This window comes from Rhizobium grahamii, from assembly GCF_009498215.1.
Classification (GTDB): domain Bacteria; phylum Pseudomonadota; class Alphaproteobacteria; order Rhizobiales; family Rhizobiaceae; genus Rhizobium; species Rhizobium grahamii_A.
On the sequence record NZ_CP043498.1, the window covers coordinates 2,723,066 to 2,747,601 of the forward strand.

A 24,536-nucleotide genomic window follows, 5' to 3' on the forward strand; every position below is an offset into this window, starting at 1 on the left:
TCTTTACATAGTGAACAGGCCACTAACAAGTGGTTTATGATTGGTAACAAAAGATGATTGCCGGAAAGTTAATCAGGACGCCTTATGCGGCGTCCTTCTGGGGATTGTCGGGATCGATGCCGTAATCCTTGAGTTTGCGGTACAATGTGGATCGTCCGATACCTAGTTTTCGAGCCACTTGACTCATCTGGCCCCGATAGAATTTAAGGGCGAAACGGATCAATTCCTCTTCCACATCGGCAAGCTTGCGCACGTCCCCGGACGGATTTGTGCTCGCGATCGCATTGTCGGGCGTCTCCGTGATTCGAGCGACAAGGTGATCCGCGACCGACTGCGGCACCGAGTAATCGACCGGAGAGAGCTCGCTGAGACGGGTGCTCGCCGTGTTGTCGGCAACCAGCGCCAGATGATCGACGACATCATACTCTGGCAGCTGCGCGGCGATCTGCGGGAAATCGCCTTCGGTCAGCTCGGAGCCCTCTGCAAGCACGACGGCGCGGAAGATCGCATTTTCCAGCTGGCGGATGTTGCCGGGCCAGTCGTAGGCCGTCAGCAAGGCAAGTGCGCCTGAGCTAACCGTCATGCGCTGGCCATGCTTCTGTTCGCTTGAGAAGCGTTCCGTGAACACGCGAACGAGGTGCGGAATATCCTCCTTGCGCTTGCGCAGCGCCGGAATCGTGATCGGGAAAACGTTGAGCCGGTAGTAGAGATCCTCGCGGAAGTGGCCGTTCTTGACCTCTTCGATCAGATCCTTGTTCGTCGCGGAGATCAGGCGGACATTGACCTTGTAGGCGGTTCGCGCCCCGACGGTCTCGATTTCGCCCTGCTGCACGGCGCGCAGCAGCTTCACCTGGACCTCGAGCGGCAGGTCGCCGATCTCGTCGAGGAAGATGGTGCCGCCATCGGCTTCCATGAACTTGCCGATGTGCTTTTCCGTCGCGCCGGTGAAGGCACCCTTTTCGTGGCCGAAGAGAATGCTTTCCACGAGATTGTGGGGAATGGCGCCGCAATTGACCGTGACGAGCGGCTTGCCGGAACGATCGCTACCGGACTGGATGGCGCGGGCGACCAGTTCCTTGCCGACGCCGGACTCGCCTTCGAGCACGACGGGAATGTTCGACTGAGCGGCGCGCTGCGCCAGGTCGAGCACGCGGATCATCGCCGGGCTCGCGGAGACGATATCGTCGAAGCCGATGCTGCCGGACCGCGAACGGCGGCCCGCCCGCGCCTTGACCTCGCGCTGATCGAGCTTCAGGGCATTCGAGATCGAATTGGCAATCCGCTCAGGCGAGACCGGCTTGACGACGAAATCGAAGGCGCCTGCGCGCATTGCCTGCACAACCGTTTCGATACCGCCCTGCCCTGTCTGGACAATGACAGGAACATGCGTGCCGAATTCGTGCAGCGCCTCGAGGAATTCGAGGCCCGTCATCTCGGGCATCATCAGGTCAAGGACGATGACGTTGTAGAGGCCGCTGCCTCGCTTCACCATCTCCAGCCCGATACGGCCATTTTCCGCCTGATGGACGACGTGGCCGTGTCGCTCGATCGCGTTCTTGAGCAGCCGACGCTGGACGGGATCATCCTCGACCACGAGTATCTGCGCTGCGCCCTTGAGCTCATTAAAACCGGTCATTGCTGCCTCACTTCATGCGAAACCTGAGATGCACTCTGGCAGAAAGGCTTGAACATCCAGTTTTGAGAAACAATTGCATTTTAACGTTTGTGGCAGGGCCGAATCCGACCCGAAACGGAGCTTCTGGGTAGCCGAAAGCCCCTTGATGCCAAGCCTTTAGCGGCATAGACAGTCAAGCCTGTCGCAAAAGAGGAAGAGGACCCCGATGATGAAAAACACGCTCCCCGGCACCACCATTAATTTTTCGGCAAGTTCTGCCGCCTCTGCGACCGATGCCGCTCTCGGCGAGCTGCCGACCTGGAAACTGCAGGACCTCTATCCCTCCGCAACCTCCACGGCCTTCACCGGCGACATGGAAAAAGCCGGCAAGCAGGCAATTGCCTTCGAGGAGAAGTGGAAGGGCAAGCTCGCCGACGCCGCGACCAAGAAAGGCGGCGAGGGCATCGGCCAGGCGCTGAAGGAATATGAGGCGCTGGACGATATCATCGGACGCCTCGGCTCCTTTGCCGGCCTCACCTATTTCTCCGACACGTCGAACCCGGTAAACGGCAAGCTCTATGGTGACGCCCAGGCGAAGATCACCGAATTTTCCAGCCACCTCCTGTTCTTCGCGCTCGAGCTCAATCGCATCGACGACGCCGTCATTGATGCCTGCATGGCAAACGACCGGGATGCCGGCCACTATCGCCCCTGGCTCGTCGATCTGCGCAAGGACAAGCCCTATCAGCTGGAAGACAAGCTGGAACAGCTGTTCCTGGAAAAGTCGATGACCTCGGCCGCCGCCTTCAACCGCCTGTTCGACGAGACGATGGCGGAGTTGCGCTTTGACGTCGACGGCGAGAAGCTGTCGATCGAAGTCACGCTAAACATGCTGCAGGAGAAGGATCCGGAACTTCGCCGCAAGGGCGCGATGGCGCTGGCGCAGACCTTCAAGGAAAACCTGCGTACCTTCACGCTCATCACCAACACGCTCGCCAAGGATAAGGACATCTCCGACCGCTGGCGCGGCTTCGAGGACATTGCCGACAGCAGGCACCTTGCCAACCGCGTCGAACGCGAGGTGGTCGATGCGCTCGCGGCCGCCGTCAAGGAAGCCTATCCCCGCCTCTCGCACCGCTATTACAAGATGAAGGCGAAATGGCTCGGCATGGACCAGATGAATTTCTGGGACCGCAACGCCCCGCTGCCGGAAACTTCGAATGCCGTCATTTCATGGAACGAGGCGAAGGACACGGTTCTCTCAGCCTACGGCAACTTCGCGCCGGAGATGGCGGCGATCGCCAGGCGCTTCTTCGACGAGCAGTGGATCGACGCTCCCGTTCGCCCAGGCAAGGCCCCGGGCGCCTTCGCCCATCCGACGGTTCCCTCGGCGCATCCCTATGTGCTCGTCAACTATCTCGGCAAACCGCGCGACGTGATGACGCTCGCCCACGAGCTTGGCCACGGCGTCCATCAGGTTCTGGCCGGCGCACAAGGGGCGCTGATGTGCCAGACGCCGCTGACGCTGGCCGAAACCGCATCCGTCTTCGGCGAGATGCTGACCTTCCGCGCCCTGCTCGACAAGACCAAGGACAAGCGTGAGCGCAAGGCGATGCTCGCGCAGAAGGTCGAGGACATGATCAATACGGTCGTCCGCCAGATCGCCTTCTACGAATTCGAGCGCAAGGTTCACACCGCCCGCAAGGCCGGCGAACTGACCTCGGACGACATCGGCGAACTCTGGCTCTCCGTGCAGTCCGAAAGCCTCGGACCGGCGATCAAGATCTCGGAAGGCTACGAGACCTACTGGGCCTATATCCCGCACTTCATCCACTCGCCCTTTTACGTCTACGCCTACGCCTTCGGTGATTGCCTGGTGAACTCGCTCTATGCCGTCTATCAGAAGGCCGACAAGGGCTTCCAGGAGAAGTATTTCGAACTTCTCAAGGCCGGTGGCACCAAGCATCATTCCGAACTTCTGAAGCCGTTCGGCCTCGATGCCACCGATCCGTCGTTCTGGAGCAAGGGGTTGTCGATGATCGAAGGGCTGATCGACGAATTGGAAGCGCTTGATAAGAGCGCATAAGCTCTCGATCCAAAGGCAGGCATGACCAAGGCTGAACGCTACGTTCTGTTCCGGGATGACACGACCGGGCAAGTGATGCTCTTTTCCGATCCCTCGGAGATCATCATTGCCCGGACGCGCGCCGAGTTCCTTGCCGGTCTTGCCCGAATGGAAGAAGCAAAGGCCGCCGGCAAATGGCTGGCGGGCTACATGGCTTATGAGGCTGGCTATCTCTTCGAGGAAAAGCTGGAAGCGTTCCTGCCGGAAGGTCGGGAGACACCGCTGCTGGCCTTCGGCATCTTCGATGCACCTGAAGCCGATACCCATCCGCTTGCCCAGCCGAAACAGCGCGGCGAGAACGATGAGTTCCTCAGCGACCCCAGGGGCGGTTGGGATTTTGCTACATATAAAGAGCGCTTCGATCGCCTGCATTGGCACCTGCGCCAGGGCGATTCCTACCAGGCAAACCTCACCATGCCGATCACCGCTCGGTGGGACGGAGATCCACGCGCGGCCTTCTGGTCGCTGATTTCCAGGCAGCCGGTAAAATACGGCGCGCTGGTCGATCTCGGCGGCCCAATCCTGCTGTCACGCTCACCCGAACTCTTCTTCCGCACCGATGAGGAAGGCTGGATCGAAACCCACCCGATGAAGGGAACGGCGAGACGCGGGGCTGACGCCGACGAGGACACGGCGATCATCGCCGCGATGCGCGAGGACATCAAAACCCAGGCCGAAAACCGCATGATCGTCGATCTGCTGCGCAACGACATTTCGCGCATCACCGAGGTCGGCACCCTCGATGTCCCGAAACTCTTCGACATCGAGACCTATCCGACCGTGCACCAGATGGTCAGCCACGTGCAGGCGAAACTCCTCCCCGATCTGACCATCCGCGATATCTTCGCCGCGCTGTTCCCCTGCGGATCGATCACCGGTGCGCCAAAACTCAGCGCCATGCAGATCCTGCACGCGCTGGAAGACACGCCGCGCGACGCCTATTGCGGCGCGATCGGCATGATTGCTCCATCAGGCGCCATGCGCTTTTCCGTCGCGATCCGCACCATCAGCCTCTTTTCCGATGGCAAGGCGATCTTCAACGTCGGTGGCGGCATCGTCTTCGATTCCACCGCCGAAGCCGAATACGAGGAATGCCTGCTGAAGGCGCGGTTTGCGATAGGCGATCAGGAGATCGGGCGATGAACGACTTCTCGCTGATCGAAACTCTGCGCTGGGAGCCCGAAGTCGGTTTCGTCAGGCTGCGCCTGCATCTTGCCCGCCTCTCCCGCTCCGCCCGCCGGATAGGCTTTCCCGATTCAACAGACGCTGCCGCGAAACTGGAAGAGGCCACCATCGGCGCCACGAAGGCCCTGCGGATGCGGTTGACGCTTGATCGGCTGGGGCAAATCGAAGTCACCGCAGCGCCCTTCGTGCCCATGCAACAGGGCACCGTCTGGAAGGTCCGCCTTGCCGAAACCCGGCTCGATTCCGTCGATAAACTGCTGAGGATAAAGACGACGCTGCGCGACGCTTACGAGACCGCGCGCGCCGAATACCCTACCTCCGAAGCCGACGAAGTTCTGCTTCTGAATGAATATGGAGAGGTCTGCGAAGGCACGATCACATCGGTCTTCCTCGACGACGGTTCGGGCATGCTGCGCACGCCGCCGATCTCCTGCGGCCTCCTTGCCGGGGTCTTGCGGACCGAGTTGATCTGCCAGCGAAAGGCGCGTGTCGGGCGCATCTCGGTGGCTGATCTGAAAGCCGGAAAACTCTACATGGGTAATTCGCTACGCGGGCTGATCCCGGCCCGGCTGGTCGGCTAGGCCACGATCTTCAGCCGATCGCGACCGCTCTGCTTGGCTGTATAAAGAGCCTCATCGGCGCGGGCGTAAACCTCGCGAGCGGTTTCGCCCGGTCGCAGCTCCGCCAATCCCGCCGAGCATGTATAGGAAAAGGACGGAACGCTCGGAACCGGGCGCGCGCCGCGCACCATTGCGATGATGCGTTCGGCGATCAGTTCCGCCTGCGCCAGCGTCGTATCCGGCAGGATCAGCATGAACTCCTCGCCGCCGATCCGCCCGAAGCTGTCACGCCGGCGGATGACAGGCTGCACCCGACGCGAAAAATCGATCAGCACGTCATCGCCAAACTGATGGCCGTAGACATCGTTGATGCGCTTGAAGAAATCGAGGTCGATGATGCAGATGCAGCCGGCCCCGCCATAAGCCGAATCTTGACCGGCGATCAGGCTCTCAAGTGCTGCCATCATGAAGCGACGGTTGGAGATGCTCGTCAGCTCGTCGGTCTGCGACGCGCGCAACGCAAAGTCGCGATCCTGCCTGACATCCCGCCCGCTCTGTTTGAAATGCGTGATATCGCTGGCGATGCAGAGCATCCAGCCGTCCTTCTGGACCGTTTCCGTCATCCAGAACCAGCGCCCGTCGACGACATCGGTTTCGAACGCCCTGAACGGCAGCTTGCCGCGACGCGACTGTGCGGAAACGAGCCACACTTCGAAATCGGCGGTGCGAATGATCGTGCCCCTGCTGGCCTGCGTATTGCGCCGCATGAGCTCCGACCACAGTGGCGCTTCGTCAGGCTCGATGACGAAAGTCGAACGAAAGGCCGCATTGGCATAGCGAAGACGGTCTTCCTGATCATAGAGAGCGATCAGTACCGCACTGTCTTCCTGCAATTCGGCAAGCCGCTCCGATATCTGGTTCATCCGATTGTTCCGGGCGTGCTGACATCAACGGTTCGCAGTTTGACGCAGAATTATAAAAAGAAGATGGATGGTTTTGAGGCGAATGAATATTCACATGCGCCATAAAGCAACAACCGAAAGGAAACGCCGCGATGTTCATCCTCGCCCTGACCTATGTGAAGCCGAACGAAGAAGCCGATCGGCACATGGAGCCGCACATGGCATGGGTGAAGGAAGGCTATGCACGCGGATCGTTTCTTGCATCCGGCCGCAAGGTGCCGCGCACCGGCGGCGTCATTCTCGCCGTCGGAGAACGTGCGGAGATCGAAGCCTACGTTGCCGAAGACCCTTTCACCGTTCATGGTGTCGCCGAATATGACATTACCGAAGTCGCAGTCACCACTGCTGTCGCAGGTCTGGAAATCCTGAAAGGCTGAACACTGGAATGAGGAGCGCATGAACGACCTTGGCGAACATCTGCGTGTGCTGGAAGAGCGGCTGTTCGAGCAGCAGGTGCGCAACTCGCGCCCGGCGCTCGAAGCGCTTCTGTCGCCCGAGTTTCGCGAGATCGGCGCGTCCGGAACGCTCTACACCTACGACACGATTATCGCGGCTCTCCTCCAGGAACCGGCGGACGGCATCAAACGCCGCCTGACCGACTTCGAGACCCGATTGCTTGCACCAAGTCTGGCGCTGGTCACCTACAGAGCCGTGCGGGACATCCCCGCCGAGCCTTCCGTTCACTCCCTGCGGAGCTCGCTCTGGCGCCAGGAGCCGGACGGTCAGTGGCGAATGGTCTTCCATCAGGGGACATTGGCAGCTTAGACTGCGCCGATGACGCTTCCCGCCTATACGCCCTACGACGGCTCCGCCCGTCCCTTCACGATCGGCTTGATGCCACTTGATCCTGCCCGCTGGATCGAGCCGGACGGCGATTGGGGCCGCTACGTCGGCGAGAAGCGGCGACTGGCCGAAACCCATCGGGACGAGATCTTCGTTGCCGAGGAGGACACCACGCAGGCACAGCAGGAGGCCCTCGATCTTCTGTCGGAACATCTGGCGGAATGCCACCCCGGCCAGGCGACCCGCATGCGCGATACGGCGACCGCCCAGAGCGAACCTCCATTGTTCCGCGCCGGTCTGATGATCCAGGACGATCTCGTGATCATGCGACGCAAGGCTGACGGCTGGCACCTTGTCGCCGGTTTCGTGGCCTTCCCCTCCTCCTGGTCGCTGCGCGAAAAGTTCGGGCTGCCAATGCAGGCAATTCATGCCGACGTTCCCGGTTTCGGCGGGGGGACACGCAACGCAACGCTGATCACACGGATATTCGACAACCTGCAGGTCTCGCAGCCGGTCGAACGGCTGAACTGGTCCGTGAATGGCACCGGCGATCTCTTCCTGCCGCTCTCCAAGCATCGGCGCCCGCCATCTGCCGAACCTTTCACGCTCAACGAGCGCTTCGCGCGTGTCGAGCGCCAGACGCTGCGCAGGCTGCCGATGTCAGGCGACATCCTTTTCACGATCCGTGTCTATGTCGATCCGATCGCGGCGATAGTAAGCCATCCGAACGCTGCCGCGCTGGCGGCAAGTTTCGCCTCGCAGCTGGACGGATTGGATGAGCAACAGGTGGCCTATAAGGGGCTGACGCTCCAAAAAGCCGAGCTCGCCGCCAAGCTCCGAGCGCTTGCAGGCAGCCTCTCTCCCGCCTGATATTTGCGTTCTCAGCCCGAACGCTCTTTATTGTGACGCGGTTTTATGGTTAGAGCCGGTCACCTCGCATTATCTGCGCAATTTCAGATGAATTCTTAAGGCCCACCGCCTTCGTCACCTTCCACAGGAGAAAAGAATGACGGAACAGACCCACCCGGTATATGCCGAAATTACCGGCCCGATCGTGATGATCGGCTTTGGCTCCATCGGCCGCGGCACGCTGCCGCTGATCGAGCGCCACTTCAAATTCGACAAGAGCCGGCTGGTTGTCATCGATCCGCGCGAAGAGCCCTCCGACATGGAGATCCTCAAGAAGCACGGCGTCCGTCACATCAAGGAATATGTGACCAAGGACAACTACAAGGACCTGCTGAAGCCGCTCCTCACCGAAGGCGAAGGCCAGGGCTTCTGCGTCAACCTCTCGGTTGATACCGGCTCGCTCGACCTGATGAAGCTCTGCCGCAAGCTCGACGTTCTCTACATCGACACCGTCGTCGAGCCCTGGCTCGGCTTCTATTTCGACAAGAACATGAAGAACTCCGAGCGCACCAACTATGCGCTGCGCGAAACCGTTCGTCATGAGAAGAAGAAGAACCCGGGCGGCACGACGGCCGTTTCCACCTGCGGCGCAAACCCGGGCATGGTCTCCTGGTTCGTCAAGCAGGCGCTGGTCAACCTCGCCAACGACACCGGCCTGAAGTTCGACGAGCCGGATCAGCATGACCGCGAAGGCTGGGCCAAGCTGATGAAGAAGCTCGGCGTCAAGGGCGTCCACATTGCTGAGCGTGACACGCAGCTCACGAAGAACCCGAAGCCGCTCAACGTCTTCTGGAACACCTGGTCGGTCGAAGGCTTCATTTCCGAAGGTCTGCAGCCGGCCGAACTCGGCTGGGGCACCCACGAAAACTGGATGCCGAAGAACGCCAAGAAGCACAAGAAGGGCTGCAAGGCCGCCATCTACCTCGAGCAGCCGGGCGCCAACACCCGCGTCCGCACCTGGTGCCCGACGCCTGGCCCGCAGTACGGCTTCCTCGTCACCCACAACGAGTCGATCTCGATCGCCGATTACTTCACGGTGCGTGACAAGGACGGCGAAGTCACCTTCCGCCCGACCTGCCACTACGCCTACCATCCGGCCAACGACGCCGTTCTGTCGCTGCATGAGATGTTCGGAAATGGCGGCAACTCGCAGCCGGTCCATCACGTTCTCGACGAGCACGAACTGGTCGACGGCGTCGACGAACTCGGCGTGCTGCTCTATGGCCACGAGAAGAACGCCTACTGGTTCGGCTCGCGCCTGTCGCTCGAAGAGACCCGCCGCATCGCGCCTTACCAGAACGCGACGGGTCTGCAGGTCACTTCGGCCGTTCTCGCCGGCATGGTCTACGCGCTGGAAAACCCGAAGGCTGGCATCGTCGAAGCCGACGAGATCGACTACAAGCGCTGCCTCGAAGTGCAGCTGCCCTACCTCGGCCCGGTCGAAGGTCACTACACCGACTGGACCCCGCTGGACGGTCGCCCGGGTCTCTTCCCGGAAGATCTGGACACGAAGGATCCGTGGCAGTTCAAGAACATCCTCGTTCGCTAATCGCCGGACGAGCCGCATTCGAAGATGCCCGCCGCAAGGCGGGCATTTTTGTAACGCCTGCTGTATAAATTCCCTCGGGCGCCGCTGAAGCCTTGCCTTCGCGGGAAGCCCGCGCCATGTGTTTCTTAACCAAACGTATCTTTTCGGTCTGAATCTCCCGGGAGAAGCTTATGAAACTCAGAACCCTCCTCGTGATCGCGAGTGCCTCGGCGGCCCTGTCTGCCTGCGTTTCGCCATCACCGCGTCCCATGCCGGTCGCAGCAAATCCGGCCCCGGCTGGCGTTGAGGGTTCATGGGCGGATCCGAACGGTATCATCTCGACGTTCCAGGGTGGCACCTTTACGACCCGCACGACCGATAGCAACCAGTTGCTCGCTTCCGGCACCTACATCAACACCTCGCCGTCGCTGGTCGAAATCAACATGACATCGCTGGTTCGCAAGACCCAGTCCAAGGTCAATTGCGCGCTGGTGACCCAGAGCCAGCTCAATTGCACCTCCGACGCCGGCTCGCAATTCACGCTCTCGCGCCGCATGTAGCGCTGTAAAGCGCGATTTGGATTGGACTTAATAGTTCTGGTCTGTCACAAGGCCCGAGGACGCGACTGCCGTTATCTATAGAACGGGGTCGGGCGACCGATTGACGTCACGTTGCTGCCGCGAGATCACGCTGGCCGTCCTCAAATTCTCGACAAGCCGGTTTCGGAGGATGGCTGCATTCGCAGCTTGAGCGGATTTCGCCGTTCCAGGAAAGAAGCAGCCCACAGTTCGTCGGAGACGCCTCCGGCGAGAGGTTTTTCGTTTACCGCCCTTGGAATGGGCCCGCACTGTCACAGGTTTTTCTCTTGCAGCCACTAGTGCTTAGTGGAAACATCGACCGCGTAGGGAGGGCAAAGTGCGGGGGATCCAGACTTTGCCCATGCAAATCAGGAGAACAGGATGACGAAGTCATTTCAATTCGGTCTGTTGACCGCGTCCGTGCTGGCGCTGTCGAGCAGTGCCGCCTTTGCCGATTATCAGCTCAATATTCTTCATATTAACGACTTTCACTCCCGCATCGAGTCGATCAACAAGTTCGACTCCACCTGCTCGGCCGAGGAAGAGGGCAAGAAGGAATGCTTCGGCGGTGCAGCCCGGCTGAAGACCGCGATCGACCAGCGCCGCGAAGCCCTGTCAGGCCAGAACGTGCTGCTGCTCAACGCCGGCGACAATTTCCAGGGCTCGCTGTTCTACACGACCTACAAGGGCGCAGCTGAAGCCGAAGTGCTGAACGCCATGAAGTTCGACGTCATGACCGTCGGTAACCACGAGTTTGACGACAGCGCGGACGGCCTGGCGACCTTCCTCGACAAGGTGCAGTTCCCCGTCATCTCGGCCAACGTTCTCGCTGGAGACGGTTCCAAGCTCGGCGACCGCATCAAGCCATCGCTGGTTCTCGATGTCGGCGGACAGAAGATCGGCATCGTCGGCGCTGTCACCAACGACACCGAGGAAATCTCCTCGCCCGGCCCCAAGGTGATGATCGCCGACGACGTCCAGACGATCACGGCTGCCGTCGAAGATCTGAAGAAGCAGGGCATCAACAAGATCATCGCCCTCACCCATGTCGGCTATCCGCGCGACCTCTCGGCGATCGCCAAGATTCCTGATGTCGACGTCGTTGTCGGCGGCCATTCGCATAGCCTGCTGTCGAATACCGACCCAAAAGCCGAAGGCCCCTATCCGACGATGGTCGACAACCCTGGCGGCTACAAGGTTCCGGTGGTCCAGGCCGCGTCCTACAGCAAGTATCTCGGCGACCTCGTCGTCACCTTCGACGACAATGGCGTCGTCAAGGAAGCCAAGGGCGACCCGATCCTGATCGACTCCTCCTTCACGCCCGATCCAACACTGACCGCACGCATCACCGAACTCGCCAAGCCGATCGAAGAGCTGCGCAAGAAGGTGATCGGCTCGTCCGAAGGGCCGATCCAGGGCGACCGAACCGTATGCCGCGTCGCGGAATGCTCGATGGGCAATCTGGTGACCGACGCCATGCTTGACCGCGGCAAAAGCCAGGGGATGACGATTGCCATCCAGAACGGCGGCGGCCTGCGTGCCTCCATCGATGGCGGTGACGTCACGCAGGGCGAAGTGATTACCGTCCTGCCCTTCCAGAACACGCTCGCGACCTTCCAGCTGGCAGGTGCCGATATCCGCAAGGCCCTTGAAAATGGCCTCAGCCAGATCGAACAGGGTGCCGGTCGCTTCCCGCAGGTTTCCGGTCTCAAATACAGCTACGACAAGAGCAAGCCGGCCGGCAGCCGTCTCGTCTCGGTCGAAACCAAGGACGGCGACGCCTTCGTTCCGCTTGACGACGCCAAGACCTACGGCGTGGTGACCAACAATTACATGCGCGCCGGTGGCGACGGCTATTCGATCTTCGCTTCCGCCGGCAAGAATGCCTATGACTTCGGCCCTGATCTTGCCGACGTGACGGCGGACTATCTGGCCGCGCACTCCCCCTACAAGCCCTATACCGACGGCCGCGTGACCGAGGTCGCCGCAAACACCGCGGCTCCCGCTCCGGCGGAACCGGCAGCAACTGCGCCTGCGGCCCCGGCGACAGAACCCGCGGCGGCAGCCCCGGCTGCACTGGCCCCCAATACGCCGACGAACCACGTCATCGCATCAGGCGACACACTCTGGGATCTCGCCAAGCAGTTCTACGGCGAAGGCGCGCTCTGGAAGAAGATTTCCGACGCCAACGGCAAGCCCGCGCCGCGTCATCTGACTGTCGGCAAGGAGCTGCAGATTCCGTCGAAGTAAGAGACGATTTGTCTCGACCCTGAAAGCCGGTCCGGGGTTTCCCGGGCCGGCTTTTGTTCCTATAGGGTGAACCATCGAGACTCGGCTGCGTATGAGCCGGGACAGACAAGATACCGGGGGTTTGAATGACGACTGTTGATACTGCGCACCGCCCGGCGGGTCACCCGCCCGTGAAATCCGGCAAGGTGGGCGTCCTGCTCGTCAATCTCGGCACGCCCGACGGTACCGACTACACCTCCATGCGCCGCTATCTGAAGGAATTCCTGACCGACAAGCGCGTCATCGAATGGTCGCCCTGGAAGTGGTACCCGATCCTCTTCGGTATCGTGCTAAACACCCGCCCCGGCAAGGTCGGCAAGGCCTACGAGCTGATCTGGAACAAGGACAAGAACGAAAGCTACCTGCGGACCTACACCCGCAGCCAGGCCGAGCTGATGGCCGATCGTCTCAAGGACCTGCCCAGCGTCCAGGTGGACTGGGCGATGCGCTACGGCACCCCGTCGATCGCTTCGCGCATCCAGGCGCTGAAGGACGACGGCTGCGACAGGATCGTGCTCTTCCCGCTCTATCCGCAATACGCCGCCGCAACGACGGCGACCGTCAACGACAAGGCCTTCCAGCATCTGCTCAAGATGCGCTGGCAGCCGGCGCTGCGCACCGTGCCCGACTATCACGACGAAGAGACCTACATCGAGGCGCTGGCGAACTCCGTCACCAGGCATCTTCAGACGCTGGACTGGGAACCGGAAAAGATCCTCGCCTCCTTCCACGGCATCCCGATGTCCTACTTCCAGAAGGGCGATCCCTACTATTGCCAGTGCCAGAAGACCGGCCGCCTGCTGCGCGAACGGCTGGGACTGTCCGAAGACAAGTTCATGGTGACCTTCCAGTCCCGCTTCGGGCCTGAAGAGTGGCTGCAGCCCTACACCGACAAGACCGTCGAGAAGCTGGCGCAGGACGGCGTCAAGAAGATCGTCGTCCTGAATCCAGGTTTCGTCTCCGACTGTCTGGAAACTCTGGAAGAAATTGCCGAGCAGGCCGCCCATTCCTTCCACGAGAATGGCGGCGAGAAGTTTGCGCACATCCCCTGCCTCAACGACAGCGAGGACGGCATGCGGGTGCTGGAAAAGGTCGTCCGCCGCGAACTGCTCGGCTGGGTCTGATCAGACGCCGCGCTTGTTGCCCCACAGCAGCACATGCAGCTGGGGCAGCACGCGGGCCTCGAACCACCGGTCCTCGGTCACCTTGTCGACCAGCCACAGCATCCTGTCCATGACGCCGTCGATATCGACGCGCGCATCGTCGTCATCAGGCGGCGGTGGTGTGTGGTTGCCCGGCTGCAGATAGACGGAGAGATCAGGATAGCGCGCCGCCGCCTCTCGCGCGTAGGCATAGTCACGATCGTCGAAGATGACGATCTTCAAGGCGACGGCAGGCTCGTTGCCTGCCAAGCGAAGACAGTCCTCGAAGGCATCCCAATCCGTTGCCATACCGCTCGACGGCGGCTTCGGGCTCAGCACCAGCACATCGAGATCGGCAAACCATTCCTTGGCGACGCTCCCCTGCGTTTCCAGCGCGAACTTGTAACCTTGCGCATGACCGTGGGCGATCAGACCGCCGAGCGGCTGAATCGCCGGATTGCCTCCTGAAAGCGATACCATCAGCGGCTTGCCGCCGGAAAGCCGCGTCACCTCGGCCCATATGCCGTCGACAGTCATCGGCAGCCACTGATCGCGATACTCGCTATCGACAGCATGCAGGCTGTCGCACCACGAACAGCGATAATCGCAACCGCCCGTACGAACGAAAACCGTCGGCAGGCCGATCAGCACGCCCTCCCCCTGGATCGTCGGTCCGAAGATCTCGCTGACGCGGATCTGCGCCTCGCGAGCCGCGCTCATGGCCGGTATTCCGCCCAGGTCTTCGGCGTCTCGCTGACGCGCACCGCCGAGGTCTCCGGCAGTCGCTCCTTGCACCAGTCGTAGAAGTGCTTCGCGAGATATTCAGAGGTTACGCGATCATGATTGAACACCTCGTTAAGGTGCCGATGGTCGAACCGCTCGTCGATGTAGCGCTTCAGCGGTGAAAGCTCATGATAGTCGCGCACGAAGCCGTTCTCATCGAGCTCGGCTGCCGCAAGCTCGACCACGACGATGTAGTTGTGCCCATGCAGCCGCGCGCACTGGTGATCGGCCGGCAGATGCGTCAGCTGGTGAGATGCGGAGAAGTGGAATTCCTTGGTGATGCGAAACATCACTTCACCTCCCTGGCCGAATAGCCTGATGTCGCGGCTTCCCAGAAATCCGGATCTTCATATGCCGTCAGATCGGCAACGCCGGCGAGGTGGAAAGCCTCGCGCCGCTCGACACAGGTGCCACAGCGTCCGCAATGGCGCGTGCCGCCCTTGTAGCAGGACCATGTCTCGGCAAATGGCGTCCCGTACTTCGCGCCGTCGGTGACGATATCAGCCTTGGAGACGTTGACGTAGGGAGCCAGCAGCGAAACGCTGGCATAGCCATCGAGCGCCTGGTTCTGCATCTCCTGGAAGGCATCGATGAAGCCCGGACGGCAATCGGGATAGATGAAATGGTCGCCGCCATGCACGGCCACGGCAACCGCATCCGCCTTTTGCGCGGCTGCCAGCCCGAAGGCGATGGCCAGCATGATGGCGTTGCGGTTCGGCACCACGGTCGCCTTCATCGTCTCCTCGGCATAGTGGCCATCAGGCACATCGACATCGTCGGTCAACGCCGATCCTGTCAGATGCCGTCCAATGGTGCGGATGTCGATGATCTGATGCGGCACGCCGAGCCGCTTGGCGCAAACAGTGGCGAAGTCCAGTTCCTTGCGGTGTCTCTGTCCGTAATCGAAGGAAAGCAGGCCGATAAGTTGATGTTCCGCTGCAACCCTGTGGGCGAGCGAAATGGAGTCCAATCCGCCGGAGCAGATGACGATCGTCTTCATGATGAGGATCCCTTGTTTTGACCGGGTGGGCTGCGACCGGTATTTCCTGCGGGTCTTCTAGGCCAAACTGGCCCCGTTGTGAATAGCCGTCGGACTCCCCATATCGAATCCATGACCTGACGGCCCGGCCGGCCGAAGCCACTGGCGTTTGAATTCGGCTCGTTTATGGTTGCGTCCATCGATTCTATCGCGGGGGAGTTTCATGGTTCTGGGCGGCTTTGATATCGTCGTTATCGCTCTGGTCATCTTCGTCATCCTGGTGCTGTTTGCCGGGATCAAGACGGTGCCGCAGGGCTATCGCTACACGATCGAGCGCTTCGGCCGCTACACCCGCACGCTGGAGCCCGGCCTCAACCTGATCACCCCCTTCATCGAGCGCGTCGGCGGCAAAATGAACGTCATGGAACAGGTTCTGAACGTGCCGACCCAGGAAGTCATTACCAAGGACAATGCCTCGGTTTCCGCCGACGCCGTCGCCTTCTACCAGATCCTCAATGCCGCCGAGGCCGCCTATCAGGTGTCAAACCTCGAGAACGCCATCCTCAACCTGACCATGACCAACATCCGCTCGGTCATGGGCTCCATGGATCTCGACGAACTGCTGTCGAACCGCGACGCGATCAACGATCGCCTGCTGCGTGTCGTCGACGATGCGGTTCGTCCCTGGGGCATCAAGGTCACGCGCGTCGAGATCAAGGACATCCAGCCGCCGCGCGACCTCGTCGATGCGATGGCGCGTCAGATGAAGGCCGAGCGCGAAAAGCGCGCCCAGGTTCTGGAAGCCGAAGGTTCGAGAAACGCGCAGATCCTCAGGGCCGAAGGCGCCAAGCAGTCAGCCATCCTGCAGGCCGAAGGCCAGCGCGAAGCAGCCTTCAGAAACGCCGAAGCCCGAGAGCGCCTGGCCGAAGCCGAGGCGAAAGCCACCAAGATGGTCTCCGAAGCGATCGCCGCGGGCGATGTTCAGGCGATCAACTACTTCGTCGCGCAGAAGTACACCGAGGCGCTGACCTCGATCGGCTCTGCCAGCAACTCCAAGGTCGTACTCATGCCGATCGAGGCCTCCTCGATCCTGGGATCGCTGAGCGGTATCGGCGCCATTGCCAAGGAAGTCTTCGGCGACGGCACCAACACGCCGCCGCGGCCGGTCCGCCAGACGCCGCCCCGTTCGACGCCGACGATCAATCCTTTCAACCCCGACGGAGACCGTTAAGCCATGATCGCCCGGATCGCAGCCGAGCTTGGACCCTGGAGCTGGTGGGTCATCGGCATGGTGCTGCTGGCGGCGGAGCTTGCAGCGCCCGGTTTCTTTTTAGTGTGGATCGGGATTGCGGCAATCGTCGTCGGTGCCGTTTCGCTGCTCTTCTGGGACAGTGCGTTCTGGGTCTGGCAGCTGCAGGCAATTCTCTTTGCCGTCCTTGCCGTCGCCGCCACCTTCGTCGGACGCAAGCTGACGAGAGAGCATGGAACGAGCGACGAGCCTTTCCTCAATCAGCGCGGCGCGAGCCTTGTCGGACGCACCGCGACGCTTGCGGAACCCATCCTCGAGGGACGCGGCCGCATCCGGCTCGACGATACCCAATGGCAGGTCATGGGCCCCGACCTTCCGGTCGGCGCGCGCGTCAAGGTCGTTTCCAGCAACGGTCGCGATCTGACCGTCGAAGAAGCCTGATCAGGCGACGCCGATCCTGAGAAGATCGTGGAAGTGCACCAGGCCAACCGGCTTGTTGTCTTCGTCGACGACGATCAATGCGCCGATGTTGTTCTGATTGAGCATGGCAAGCGCCGCGGTCGCCAGAACCGTCGGCTTCACGGTTTTCGGCGTGCGGGTCATGATATCGTCGACGACGAGCTCGGCCAGATTGCGAGCAAGATTGCGCGCAAGGTCGCCCTCGGTGATGATCCCGCAGAGCCGCCCGTCATCATCGAGAATTCCCACACATCCGAAATGCTTGCGTGACAGGGTGGAAATGGCTTCCGGGAGTGGCGTTCCCTTTGCCACCAGCGGCACACGATCGCCGATATGCATGATATCGGCAACATGGCTGAGGCTCGCGCCGAGTTTTCCGCCGGGGTGGAAAACGTGGAAATCACGGGCGCTGAACCCCCGCGTTTCCAGGAGTGCGATCGCCAGCGCGTCGCCCATCGCCAGCTGCATCAGCGTCGAGGTCGTCGGCGCCAGTCCGTGAGGACATGCTTCCTCTTCGTTCGGCAGCAGCAGCACGATATCCGAAGCCTTCGCCAGCGACGATTGCTCGGAGCACGTCAGGGAAACCAGCGGTATCGAGAAGCGGCGCGTATAGGCAATGATGTTGCGCAGCTCGGCACTTTCGCCGCCCTTCGAGAGCGCAATCACCACATCGGTCGTCCCGATCATGCCGAGATCGCCGTGGTTGGCTTCGGCCGCGTGAACGAAGAAGGCCGGCGTGCCGGTCGAGGCAAGCGTGGCGGCGACCTTCACGCCGATATGCCCGCTCTTGCCGACGCCCGTGACGATTACCCTGCCGGCAATGTTGCTGATCGTCTCAACCGCCCGGATGAAGGGTTCGGCCAGTCCGTTGTCGAACGCGCGCTCGAGGGCTTCAAGTGCACGCCGTTCGGTGGCGACGGTACGCTTCGCAGATTGAAGGATACCGTCTTCGGTGAGATTTGCCGCTGCCTTTGTCATGGCCATGCGTTAGCGGTTTTCCTCCGCCGTGTCCATTGGCTGACGATTGGCCGAAGGCCGTGACCAACCGCGGCGCTTCGGTCCAGCGGGGCTTTTGGCCACCAACAGCCACCGGCAACTCAGGGCAATATCAAATTCACTGACTCTCGTTTTTGTTGCGAAGAAGTGGCAATCGCCATTACTGTCGAGACAGGGTGTACAAACGTTTATTGCCGAGGAATATGCCCAGCAGGACCAACACGAAAGCGCCGGCGTCAACTCCTCTCGCACTCTTCCGCCTCATGTGCCGCCCTACAGATGAAACCACTGGGCCCGACGATGCGCTGTGAACGCAGGCGAGATCGGGTAGCCACCGATAGTTGAGATTAAGATGAAAGACCCTGTTCGTATCGGAGCCCTCCTCGCATCTGCGGTGCTTTTTGCATTGTTCGTATATCTCATTTTCACCGGCGCCGACAAAGGCCAGTACATCACGGTTGCAGTTATGTTAGTTTTTGCGGTTGTCGCGACGCGGCTAGACGACATAACAAACGTCAGGTTCGGAGCGACCGGCGTCCAGGCGGCTCTGGAAAAGAAACTGCAGGAAGCCCAGGCGACAGTCACGCAGTTGCAGCGCATTGCTGAGCTATTCGGGCGGACAAGCGTGCTTTTGATTTCTATGAGCAATCGGTGGGGTGGGCTTAGCGTTAAGGAAAAGCGCGATGCCATTGACCAGATCGTGGAGGAGTTGCGGGCGATCAAGGTTGACGATGCTCGCATCAAGAAGCTGCTCGCTCCCCAGCGAGACTATGACCGCCTTGACTATTTCGTCTGGGTAACACAGGCGCGCCCTATCACTCCTACCGAAAGACAGCTGGAAGGATTGACAAATTTCAATCAAATACTTGAGAAGATCACTGTCTACGCAGTTCCGACAATTGCAGAGATTGAAGCCCATATGCGCAAGTATGATATCCTCGGTGGCGAGGCGGGCGAGAGGCTGAAAGACTGGAAGCAGTACGAACGCGAAGGAACTCATCGTCGCATCGATCAATGGGATCGCCAGCATGATCGGCAGAAATAAGCTTTCACAACCACCTCAAACTGCCGAGCAAGAATAGAATTTTTTAGACACGCCGTAGAGTATCAATTCGCGCGTCGCGCGCAGCCAATGAAGCGGTCAGGCAATGAACGTGCGTTCCTTGGCGATCGGCCGAAGGCAACGAATGATTAACCACGAGGCTTTACGTTCGGGTAATAATTCGAAGCATGCCGAGCGCACATTCATGGCCCATTGGAGAAACACGAGCAGTCTGACGCCGCTCCGCGCGGCGAGCATTGCCGTGTCGGCAGTCGTATGCTGCCTTGTGCTCCAGCCGGGTTACGCTGAGGCACAGTCCACCCAGACGGCGCGCGCGGCGTCAAGCGCACCGGCCGCGCCGCTTTCGCCGATCGGCGACGACAGCGCCAATACCGACGATGCTTCCGTGCCCAAGGCAGCAACCGCTGACGACGACGCTGATGCCACGGATACAACGGCGGCGAAAACGGCAGGCGACCAGCGGGTGAGCGACGAGACGACGGGCTCGATCCTTGATGAGGACATGCTGCGTCTCAACACGCGCGAACCGGCTCTCGACGATCGCCTGCCCAAACGCAAAGCGGAATCCTACGTTTCGACCGAGGAAACGCCGGGGATCCGCGTCGGCACGTTCGTGCTGCGCCCGACGGTAACACAGAGCGTCAACGTCGAGACGAAGCGGGATGGCGGCGTCAAGCAGACGCGCGGCTTCCTCGAAACCGATTTTCTCGCCACCCTCACATCCGACTGGGCCCTGCACCAGCTGACGGTCACCACGCAGGGCGCCTGGCAGCAGAATTTCAGCGGCGAAGGCGAAGAGCAGCCGGACTTCAGGCTCAATGGCGATCTGCGCCTCGACCTGCCTGAGGATACCACCGCGCATCTGACCGGCGGTTACCGCTTCTACCGCGAGGATACCGACGATCCGAACGCCGTCCAGGATGCCGACAAGCAGTCCGATGTGCAGGAATTCTCGGCCGGCGCCTCCATCGAGCGCGACTTCGGCATCCTGCGCGGCAGCACCGGCATCGACCTGACGCGGACGATCTATTCGGACGCGACGCTGAGCGACGGCACGACCGTCAACCTCAGCGACCGCAACCAGACGAGCGGCACGCTTCGTGGCCGCATCGGCTATGAAGTGTCGCCGGCCCTCATTCCCTTCATCGAGGCGAACGTCGGCAAGACGGTCTACGACGATACGGTCGACAGCGCCGGCTATAACCGCTCCGGCCAATCCTACGGCGCCAAGGTCGGCGTCGAAGTCGACATGGGTGAGAAACTGCGCGGCGAGGTCGGGATCGGCTATGAGGTCGCAACCTTCGACGACGATCGGCTGTCGGATATCGACGCCGGCGTTGTCGATGCCCATCTCCTGTGGTCGCCGTTGCGCGGCACGGATGTCGATTTCGGCTTGCAGACCAGCATCCAGCCTTCCACGACGGCAGGCGAGTCGGGCTACGTTTCACATGCCCTGACGACGACGGTCACGCACCAGTTGCGCGACAATCTGGTCGGAACGTTCCTCGGCGGCATCACCTTGCGCGACTATCCTTCGGACAGCTCGACCAACGACGAGACAGTCTATACGACGAGCGCCGGCCTGACCTGGAACATCAATCGCTACCTCGATCTGACCACGGCGATCGGCTACGAAGTGACCTCCAGAAAAACAAGCGCCGACTCGCAGCAACTGCGAGCCGGCGTCGGTCTCAAACTGAAACGCTGATCGCTCAGAGAGTCTTCAGGAGTGCCTTGAAGCCTTCTTCGACGGTCGGACGAATGTCCGCACGCTCCAGCGCGAAGGCGACGTTGGCGAGGATGAAGCCATCCTTGGCGCCGCAGTCGTAGGTCGTGCCCTTGAAGTGGTAACCGGCGAAATCCTGGTCCTTCAGCAGCTTCAGCATGCCGTCCGTGAGCTGGATCTCGTTGCCGGCGCCGCGCTCCTGGGTCTCGAGGATCTTGAAGACCTCGGGCTGCAGGATATAGCGACCGTTGATGAAGAAGTTGGAAGGTGCAGTGCCCTTCGCCGGCTTCTCGACCATGCTGTTGATGCGGAAACCGTCGCCAATGGCTTCACCAACGCCGACGATACCATACTTGTGCGCCTGCTCGGGTTCGCATTCCTCGACGGCGATGATGTTGCCGCCACTCTGCGCATAAAGGTCGATCATCCCCTTCATGCAGCCCTTGCCTTCGCTCTTCATGATCATGTCAGGAAGCAGCAGGGCGAAAGGCTCATGGCCGACGATCTCGCGTGCGCACCAGACCGCATGCCCGAGGCCGAGCGGTTCCTGCTGGCGGGTGAAGCTGACGGTACCGGCCTTGGGAAGCTGGCCGGCAAGCAGCGTCATTTCCGCCTTCTTGCTGCGCTCGCGCAGGGTCTGCTCAAGCTCGAAATGGATGTCGAAGTAGTCTTCGATGATGTGCTTGTTACGGCCCGTGACGAAAACGAAATGTTCGATCCCAGCCTCGAGAGCCTCGTCAACGACGTACTGAATGATCGGCTTATCGACGACCGTCAGCATCTCCTTCGGAACCGCCTTGGTGGCCGGAAGGAAGCGAGTCCCCAGACCTGCGACCGGAAATACAGCTTTGCGAACTTTCTTATGCTCTGCCACACAATCCTCCTGCAGTGATTTCACCGCTTGAAATAAAAGGCATTTTTGATTGGACTAGACGAAATTTGCTACTCTTTTGCAAATGGTGACTGCGTTCATGGGTCATGGTAAAGAATTTGTTGACTCCGTTCGGTTAGTCTCAGGTCTGAGCGGGCTTGCGCGCTCTGCTGTGCCTGAAACGAAAGGACGGATGACCGCCGATGACTCAAAATCACAGAAACTCCCTTCGTGGTCTTGCTATCGCATTCATCGTGACCGCGACTGCCGGTCTGGCCCCCTCAACGCGAAGGCCGCCGACCAGCGATTCCAGAAGTGGATCGCGGACTTTTATCAAACTGCCGCGCAAAATGGCATCAGCAAGGCAACCTACAGGAAAGCCTTCTCCGGCGTCACGGATCCGGATCCGACGGTGCTGGAAAAGGCCGCCTATCAGCCTGAATTTACAACGAAAATTTGGGATTATGTAGATTCCCGTGTAAACCCGTACACGGTGCAGATCGGCCGCAAGATGGCGGCAAAACATGCCTCTACGCTGAACGCGATCGAGCGTCATTTCGGCGTCGACAAAACGATTCTCCTCGCCATCTGGTCGATGGAGTCCAACTATGGCGCAGTTCTCGAAAAGGACGACAGGCTGCATTACGTTCCGCGCGCGCTGGCAACGCTTGCCTATGCCGACGAACGCCGCGCGAACTTCGCCAAGAAGCAGCTTGTTGCAGCACTGAAGATCCTGCAGAATGGCGATATCTCGCCCGACGGCATGACCGGTTCCTGGGCAGGCGCCATGGGCCATACGCAATTCATTCCGACCAGCTACCTCCTTTACGCGGTCGATGCCGACGGCAATGGCCATCGCGATATCTGGAATTCCGTACCCGACGCGCTGGCAACGTCGGCGAATCTCCTCATGAAAAACGGCTGGGAAGCCGGCAAGACGTGGGGCTACGAGGTAAGCGTCCCGCAGAATGCGGCAAAGCAGGTCGGCAAGACGCACACGCTTGCGCAATGGGCAGCCATGGGCCTGACGCGGCCGAACGGCAAGGGCTTCCGTGACGGCGGCAGCAAGGCGATCCTGAAAATGCCGGCCGGTCCGAACGGCCCCGGCTTCCTGATGACCAGCAACTTCTTCACCATCAAGAAGTACAACGCCTCCGATAGCTACGCGATCGCGGTCGGTCTGCTGGCGGACGAGATTGCCGGCTACGGCGGCATGAAACAGCGCTGGCCGCGCCCGGATGGCACGCTCGACGTCAAGGAAAAGTTCGAACTTCAGACACGCCTGAAGGCGCTTGGCTACTATGACGGCGAAGTGGACGGCAACTTCGGCAGCGGCTCCAAGGCCGCTATATCGGCAGTCCAGAGCCGGATGGGCCTGCAGCAGGACGGCGAACCCTCGCTGCCGCTGCTGAATGCGCTTCGCAAATAGGACTTGTGTCCGCACCCTACGTTTTGAGGTGTGGACGCTTCCGCCGCTCCGTGAGAAAATGGCGGCAGATGCGAGGCTGTTGACATGCGTAACCGAGTAACGAAAAAAACGGCCCGCTGGGGCGCGATCGGCGCCGCCGCCCTGGTATTTTCCTCCGGCATCCTGCCTCCGCATAACATTGCCGAGGCGCAGGAGCGCTATTACCAGCGCCGTTCCATTCTCGATTTCTTCCTCGGCCGCCGCTACATCGACGATTACCCGCCGGCTCCGAACGAAAGCGCCCCACCGCGCTCCATTCCCAAAAAGAAGAAGACGGCTCCGAAAGCGACTGTTGCCGCGCCCCGCCCAGCTCCGCCGGTGGCGCCACCGGAAGAAAAGGCTGTCGAGAAGCTCGACACCGCCCAGAAGATCCTCGTCGTCGGCGACTTTCTTGCCGGCGGGCTCGGCGTCGGCATGGACGCCGCTTTCCAGGATTCGCCGGGTGTCGTCATCGAAACCCACAGCAACGTCGCCTCTGGCCTCGTTCGCGACGATTATTACGATTGGCCGTCGCAGCTGACGAAATTCATGGACGAGAGCAAGCCGGCGATGGTCGTCGTCCTGCTCGGCGCCAACGATCGGCAGCAGATGGTCACCGATAGCGGCAAGGAGAAATTCCGGACCGACGGCTGGTTCGCCGAATATCAACGCCGCGTCGCAAGCTTCGGCAAGGAAGTGACGGCCCGCAAGATTCCCCTGCTCTGGGTCGGATTGCCGGCCTTCGATTCTCCGGCGATGACCGCGGATGCGCTGCAGATGAACCAGCTGTACCGCAAGCAGGTCGAGAGCGTCGGCGGCGAGTTCGTCGATGTCTGGGACGGCTTCGTCAACGAGAACGGCGAATTCATCGTGACGGGCTCCGACATCAATGGTCAGCAGGTTCGCCTCAGAACTTCCGATGGCATCAACCTGACCGAGGCCGGCCGCCGCAAGCTCGCCTTCTATGTCGAAAAGCCCGTTCGCCGCATCCTTGGCACGCAGGCAAGCCCCGACCTCGTCCGCCTCGACAGCAGCAATGTCCCGGCGCTCGACCTCTCCTCCAACCCGGCCGACCACACCGACCCGATCAGCCTTTCCGACCCGAATCTCGACGGCGGAACAGCACTCCTCGGCGGAGCCGCCCAACCCGTTTCCACCGGCAAGTCGCCGCGCGACAGACTGGTGCAGGACGGCGAGATGGCCCCGCCACCGGCAGGCCGCGTCGACGACTACTCGATGACGCCGGCAAAACCGGCCGAACTGTCCGCGAAATAGAAGAGACCGCAG

At 60.8% G+C, this 24,536-nt stretch carries 21 protein-coding genes and 3 pseudogenes; 16 read left to right on the plus strand and 8 right to left on the minus strand.

Annotated elements, in window-relative coordinates; all coding sequences use genetic code 11:
• Nucleotides 1-82: 82 nt before the first annotated feature.
• Nucleotides 83-292, minus strand: a pseudogene (locus FZ934_RS28685) (helix-turn-helix domain-containing protein); the annotation flags it as partial.
• Between the two features lie 87 nt (nucleotides 293-379).
• Nucleotides 380-1,636, minus strand: a pseudogene (locus tag FZ934_RS13195) (sigma-54-dependent transcriptional regulator); the annotation flags it as partial.
• Between the two features lie 208 nt (nucleotides 1,637-1,844).
• Between FZ934_RS13195 and FZ934_RS13200 the strand changes: the two are divergent.
• The 3 genes from FZ934_RS13200 to FZ934_RS13210 are packed head-to-tail and all read left to right on the plus strand — an operon-like array spanning nucleotide 1,845 to nucleotide 5,506.
• Nucleotides 1,845-3,701: a M3 family oligoendopeptidase gene (locus FZ934_RS13200; protein WP_153272454.1), complete on the plus strand. Its 1,857-nt coding sequence runs from the start codon at nucleotides 1,845-1,847 to the stop codon at nucleotides 3,699-3,701.
• 21 nt (nucleotides 3,702-3,722) lie between these two features.
• A complete protein-coding gene (locus FZ934_RS13205; protein WP_153271433.1) occupies nucleotides 3,723-4,883 on the plus strand; it encodes an aminodeoxychorismate synthase component I in 1,161 nt (386 codons plus the stop codon).
• A complete protein-coding gene (locus FZ934_RS13210) occupies nucleotides 4,880-5,506 on the plus strand; it encodes an aminotransferase class IV family protein (RefSeq protein WP_153271434.1) in 627 nt (208 codons plus the stop codon). The genes FZ934_RS13205 and FZ934_RS13210 overlap by 4 nt, the downstream gene beginning before the upstream one ends.
• On the opposite strand, the gene FZ934_RS13215 is transcribed toward FZ934_RS13210, so the two are convergent.
• Nucleotides 5,503-6,408: a sensor domain-containing diguanylate cyclase gene (locus tag FZ934_RS13215; protein ID WP_153271435.1), complete on the minus strand. Its 906-nt coding sequence runs from the start codon at nucleotides 6,406-6,408 to the stop codon at nucleotides 5,503-5,505. The genes FZ934_RS13210 and FZ934_RS13215 overlap by 4 nt on opposite strands.
• Nucleotides 6,409-6,539: 131 nt before the next feature.
• Between FZ934_RS13215 and FZ934_RS13220 the strand changes: the two genes are divergently transcribed.
• From FZ934_RS13220 to hemH, 7 genes are all read left to right on the plus strand, one after another.
• Nucleotides 6,540-6,824, plus strand: a complete 285-nt coding sequence (locus FZ934_RS13220) for a YciI family protein (RefSeq protein WP_153271436.1) — start codon at nucleotides 6,540-6,542, stop codon at nucleotides 6,822-6,824.
• A gap of 19 nt (nucleotides 6,825-6,843) precedes the next feature.
• Nucleotides 6,844-7,212 carry a DUF4440 domain-containing protein gene (locus tag FZ934_RS13225; RefSeq protein WP_153271437.1) on the plus strand — a complete coding sequence of 123 codons (369 nt, stop codon included), beginning with the start codon at nucleotides 6,844-6,846 and terminating at the stop codon, nucleotides 7,210-7,212.
• Between the two features lie 9 nt (nucleotides 7,213-7,221).
• On the plus strand, nucleotides 7,222-8,100 hold the full coding sequence (locus FZ934_RS13230) for a heme-dependent oxidative N-demethylase family protein (protein ID WP_153271438.1): 879 nt from the start codon (nucleotides 7,222-7,224) through the stop codon (nucleotides 8,098-8,100).
• A gap of 136 nt (nucleotides 8,101-8,236) precedes the next feature.
• A complete protein-coding gene (locus FZ934_RS13235) occupies nucleotides 8,237-9,688 on the plus strand; it encodes a homospermidine synthase (protein WP_153271439.1) in 1,452 nt (483 codons plus the stop codon).
• A gap of 170 nt (nucleotides 9,689-9,858) precedes the next feature.
• Nucleotides 9,859-10,227 carry an outer membrane lipoprotein Omp10 gene (gene omp10, locus FZ934_RS13240; protein WP_153271440.1) on the plus strand — a complete coding sequence of 123 codons (369 nt, stop codon included), beginning with the start codon at nucleotides 9,859-9,861 and terminating at the stop codon, nucleotides 10,225-10,227.
• Between the two features lie 399 nt (nucleotides 10,228-10,626).
• Nucleotides 10,627-12,495, plus strand: coding sequence for a bifunctional metallophosphatase/5'-nucleotidase (locus tag FZ934_RS13245; protein WP_153271441.1), 1,869 nt, complete (start codon nucleotides 10,627-10,629; stop codon nucleotides 12,493-12,495).
• 125 nt (nucleotides 12,496-12,620) lie between these two features.
• Nucleotides 12,621-13,658 carry a ferrochelatase gene (gene hemH, locus FZ934_RS13250; RefSeq protein WP_153271442.1) on the plus strand — a complete coding sequence of 346 codons (1,038 nt, stop codon included), beginning with the start codon at nucleotides 12,621-12,623 and terminating at the stop codon, nucleotides 13,656-13,658.
• On the opposite strand, the gene queE is transcribed toward hemH, so the two are convergent.
• The 3 genes from queE to queC are packed head-to-tail and all read right to left on the minus strand — an operon-like array spanning nucleotide 13,659 to nucleotide 15,459.
• A complete protein-coding gene (gene queE, locus FZ934_RS13255; protein WP_153271443.1) occupies nucleotides 13,659-14,396 on the minus strand; it encodes a 7-carboxy-7-deazaguanine synthase QueE in 738 nt (245 codons plus the stop codon). It abuts the gene before it with no gap.
• The gene (gene queD, locus FZ934_RS13260) at nucleotides 14,393-14,749 is read right to left on the minus strand and encodes a 6-carboxytetrahydropterin synthase QueD (protein WP_153271444.1); all 357 of its coding nucleotides are present in this window, start codon (nucleotides 14,747-14,749) and stop codon (nucleotides 14,393-14,395) included. Before queD ends, queE begins: the two co-directional genes overlap by 4 nt.
• Nucleotides 14,749-15,459: a 7-cyano-7-deazaguanine synthase QueC gene (gene queC / locus FZ934_RS13265; protein WP_153271445.1), complete on the minus strand. Its 711-nt coding sequence runs from the start codon at nucleotides 15,457-15,459 to the stop codon at nucleotides 14,749-14,751. The genes queD and queC overlap by 1 nt, the downstream gene beginning before the upstream one ends.
• Nucleotides 15,460-15,661: 202 nt before the next feature.
• On the opposite strand from queC, the gene FZ934_RS13270 reads away from it, so the two are divergent.
• Both FZ934_RS13270 and FZ934_RS13275 read left to right on the plus strand, forming a co-directional pair.
• Nucleotides 15,662-16,669 (plus strand): SPFH domain-containing protein, encoded by a 1,008-nt coding sequence (locus tag FZ934_RS13270; protein WP_153271446.1) that lies wholly within the window; start codon nucleotides 15,662-15,664, stop codon nucleotides 16,667-16,669.
• 3 nt (nucleotides 16,670-16,672) lie between these two features.
• Entirely contained in the window at nucleotides 16,673-17,128 is a 456-nt protein-coding gene (locus FZ934_RS13275) for an NfeD family protein (RefSeq protein ID WP_153271447.1), read from the plus strand.
• On the opposite strand, the gene FZ934_RS13280 is transcribed toward FZ934_RS13275, so the two are convergent.
• Entirely contained in the window at nucleotides 17,129-18,124 is a 996-nt protein-coding gene (locus FZ934_RS13280) for a KpsF/GutQ family sugar-phosphate isomerase (RefSeq protein WP_153272455.1), read from the minus strand.
• 370 nt (nucleotides 18,125-18,494) lie between these two features.
• Here FZ934_RS13280 and FZ934_RS13285 point away from each other — a divergent pair, with 370 nt between their 5' ends.
• Nucleotides 18,495-19,187, plus strand: a complete 693-nt coding sequence (locus tag FZ934_RS13285; protein ID WP_153271448.1) for a hypothetical protein — start codon at nucleotides 18,495-18,497, stop codon at nucleotides 19,185-19,187.
• A gap of 202 nt (nucleotides 19,188-19,389) precedes the next feature.
• Nucleotides 19,390-20,913, plus strand: coding sequence for an outer membrane beta-barrel protein (locus FZ934_RS13290; RefSeq protein ID WP_153271449.1), 1,524 nt, complete (start codon nucleotides 19,390-19,392; stop codon nucleotides 20,911-20,913).
• A gap of 4 nt (nucleotides 20,914-20,917) precedes the next feature.
• Here the strand turns inward: FZ934_RS13290 and galU are convergent, their stop codons facing one another.
• Nucleotides 20,918-21,805, minus strand: a complete 888-nt coding sequence (gene galU, locus FZ934_RS13295) for a UTP--glucose-1-phosphate uridylyltransferase GalU (RefSeq protein ID WP_153271450.1) — start codon at nucleotides 21,803-21,805, stop codon at nucleotides 20,918-20,920.
• A gap of 200 nt (nucleotides 21,806-22,005) precedes the next feature.
• Here galU and FZ934_RS13300 point away from each other — a divergent pair.
• Together FZ934_RS13300 and FZ934_RS13305 are read left to right on the plus strand one after the other, a co-directional pair.
• Nucleotides 22,006-23,231, plus strand: a pseudogene (locus FZ934_RS13300) (lytic murein transglycosylase).
• 84 nt (nucleotides 23,232-23,315) lie between these two features.
• Nucleotides 23,316-24,524 (plus strand): SGNH/GDSL hydrolase family protein, encoded by a 1,209-nt coding sequence (locus tag FZ934_RS13305; RefSeq protein ID WP_153271451.1) that lies wholly within the window; start codon nucleotides 23,316-23,318, stop codon nucleotides 24,522-24,524.
• Nucleotides 24,525-24,536 lie beyond the last annotated feature (12 nt).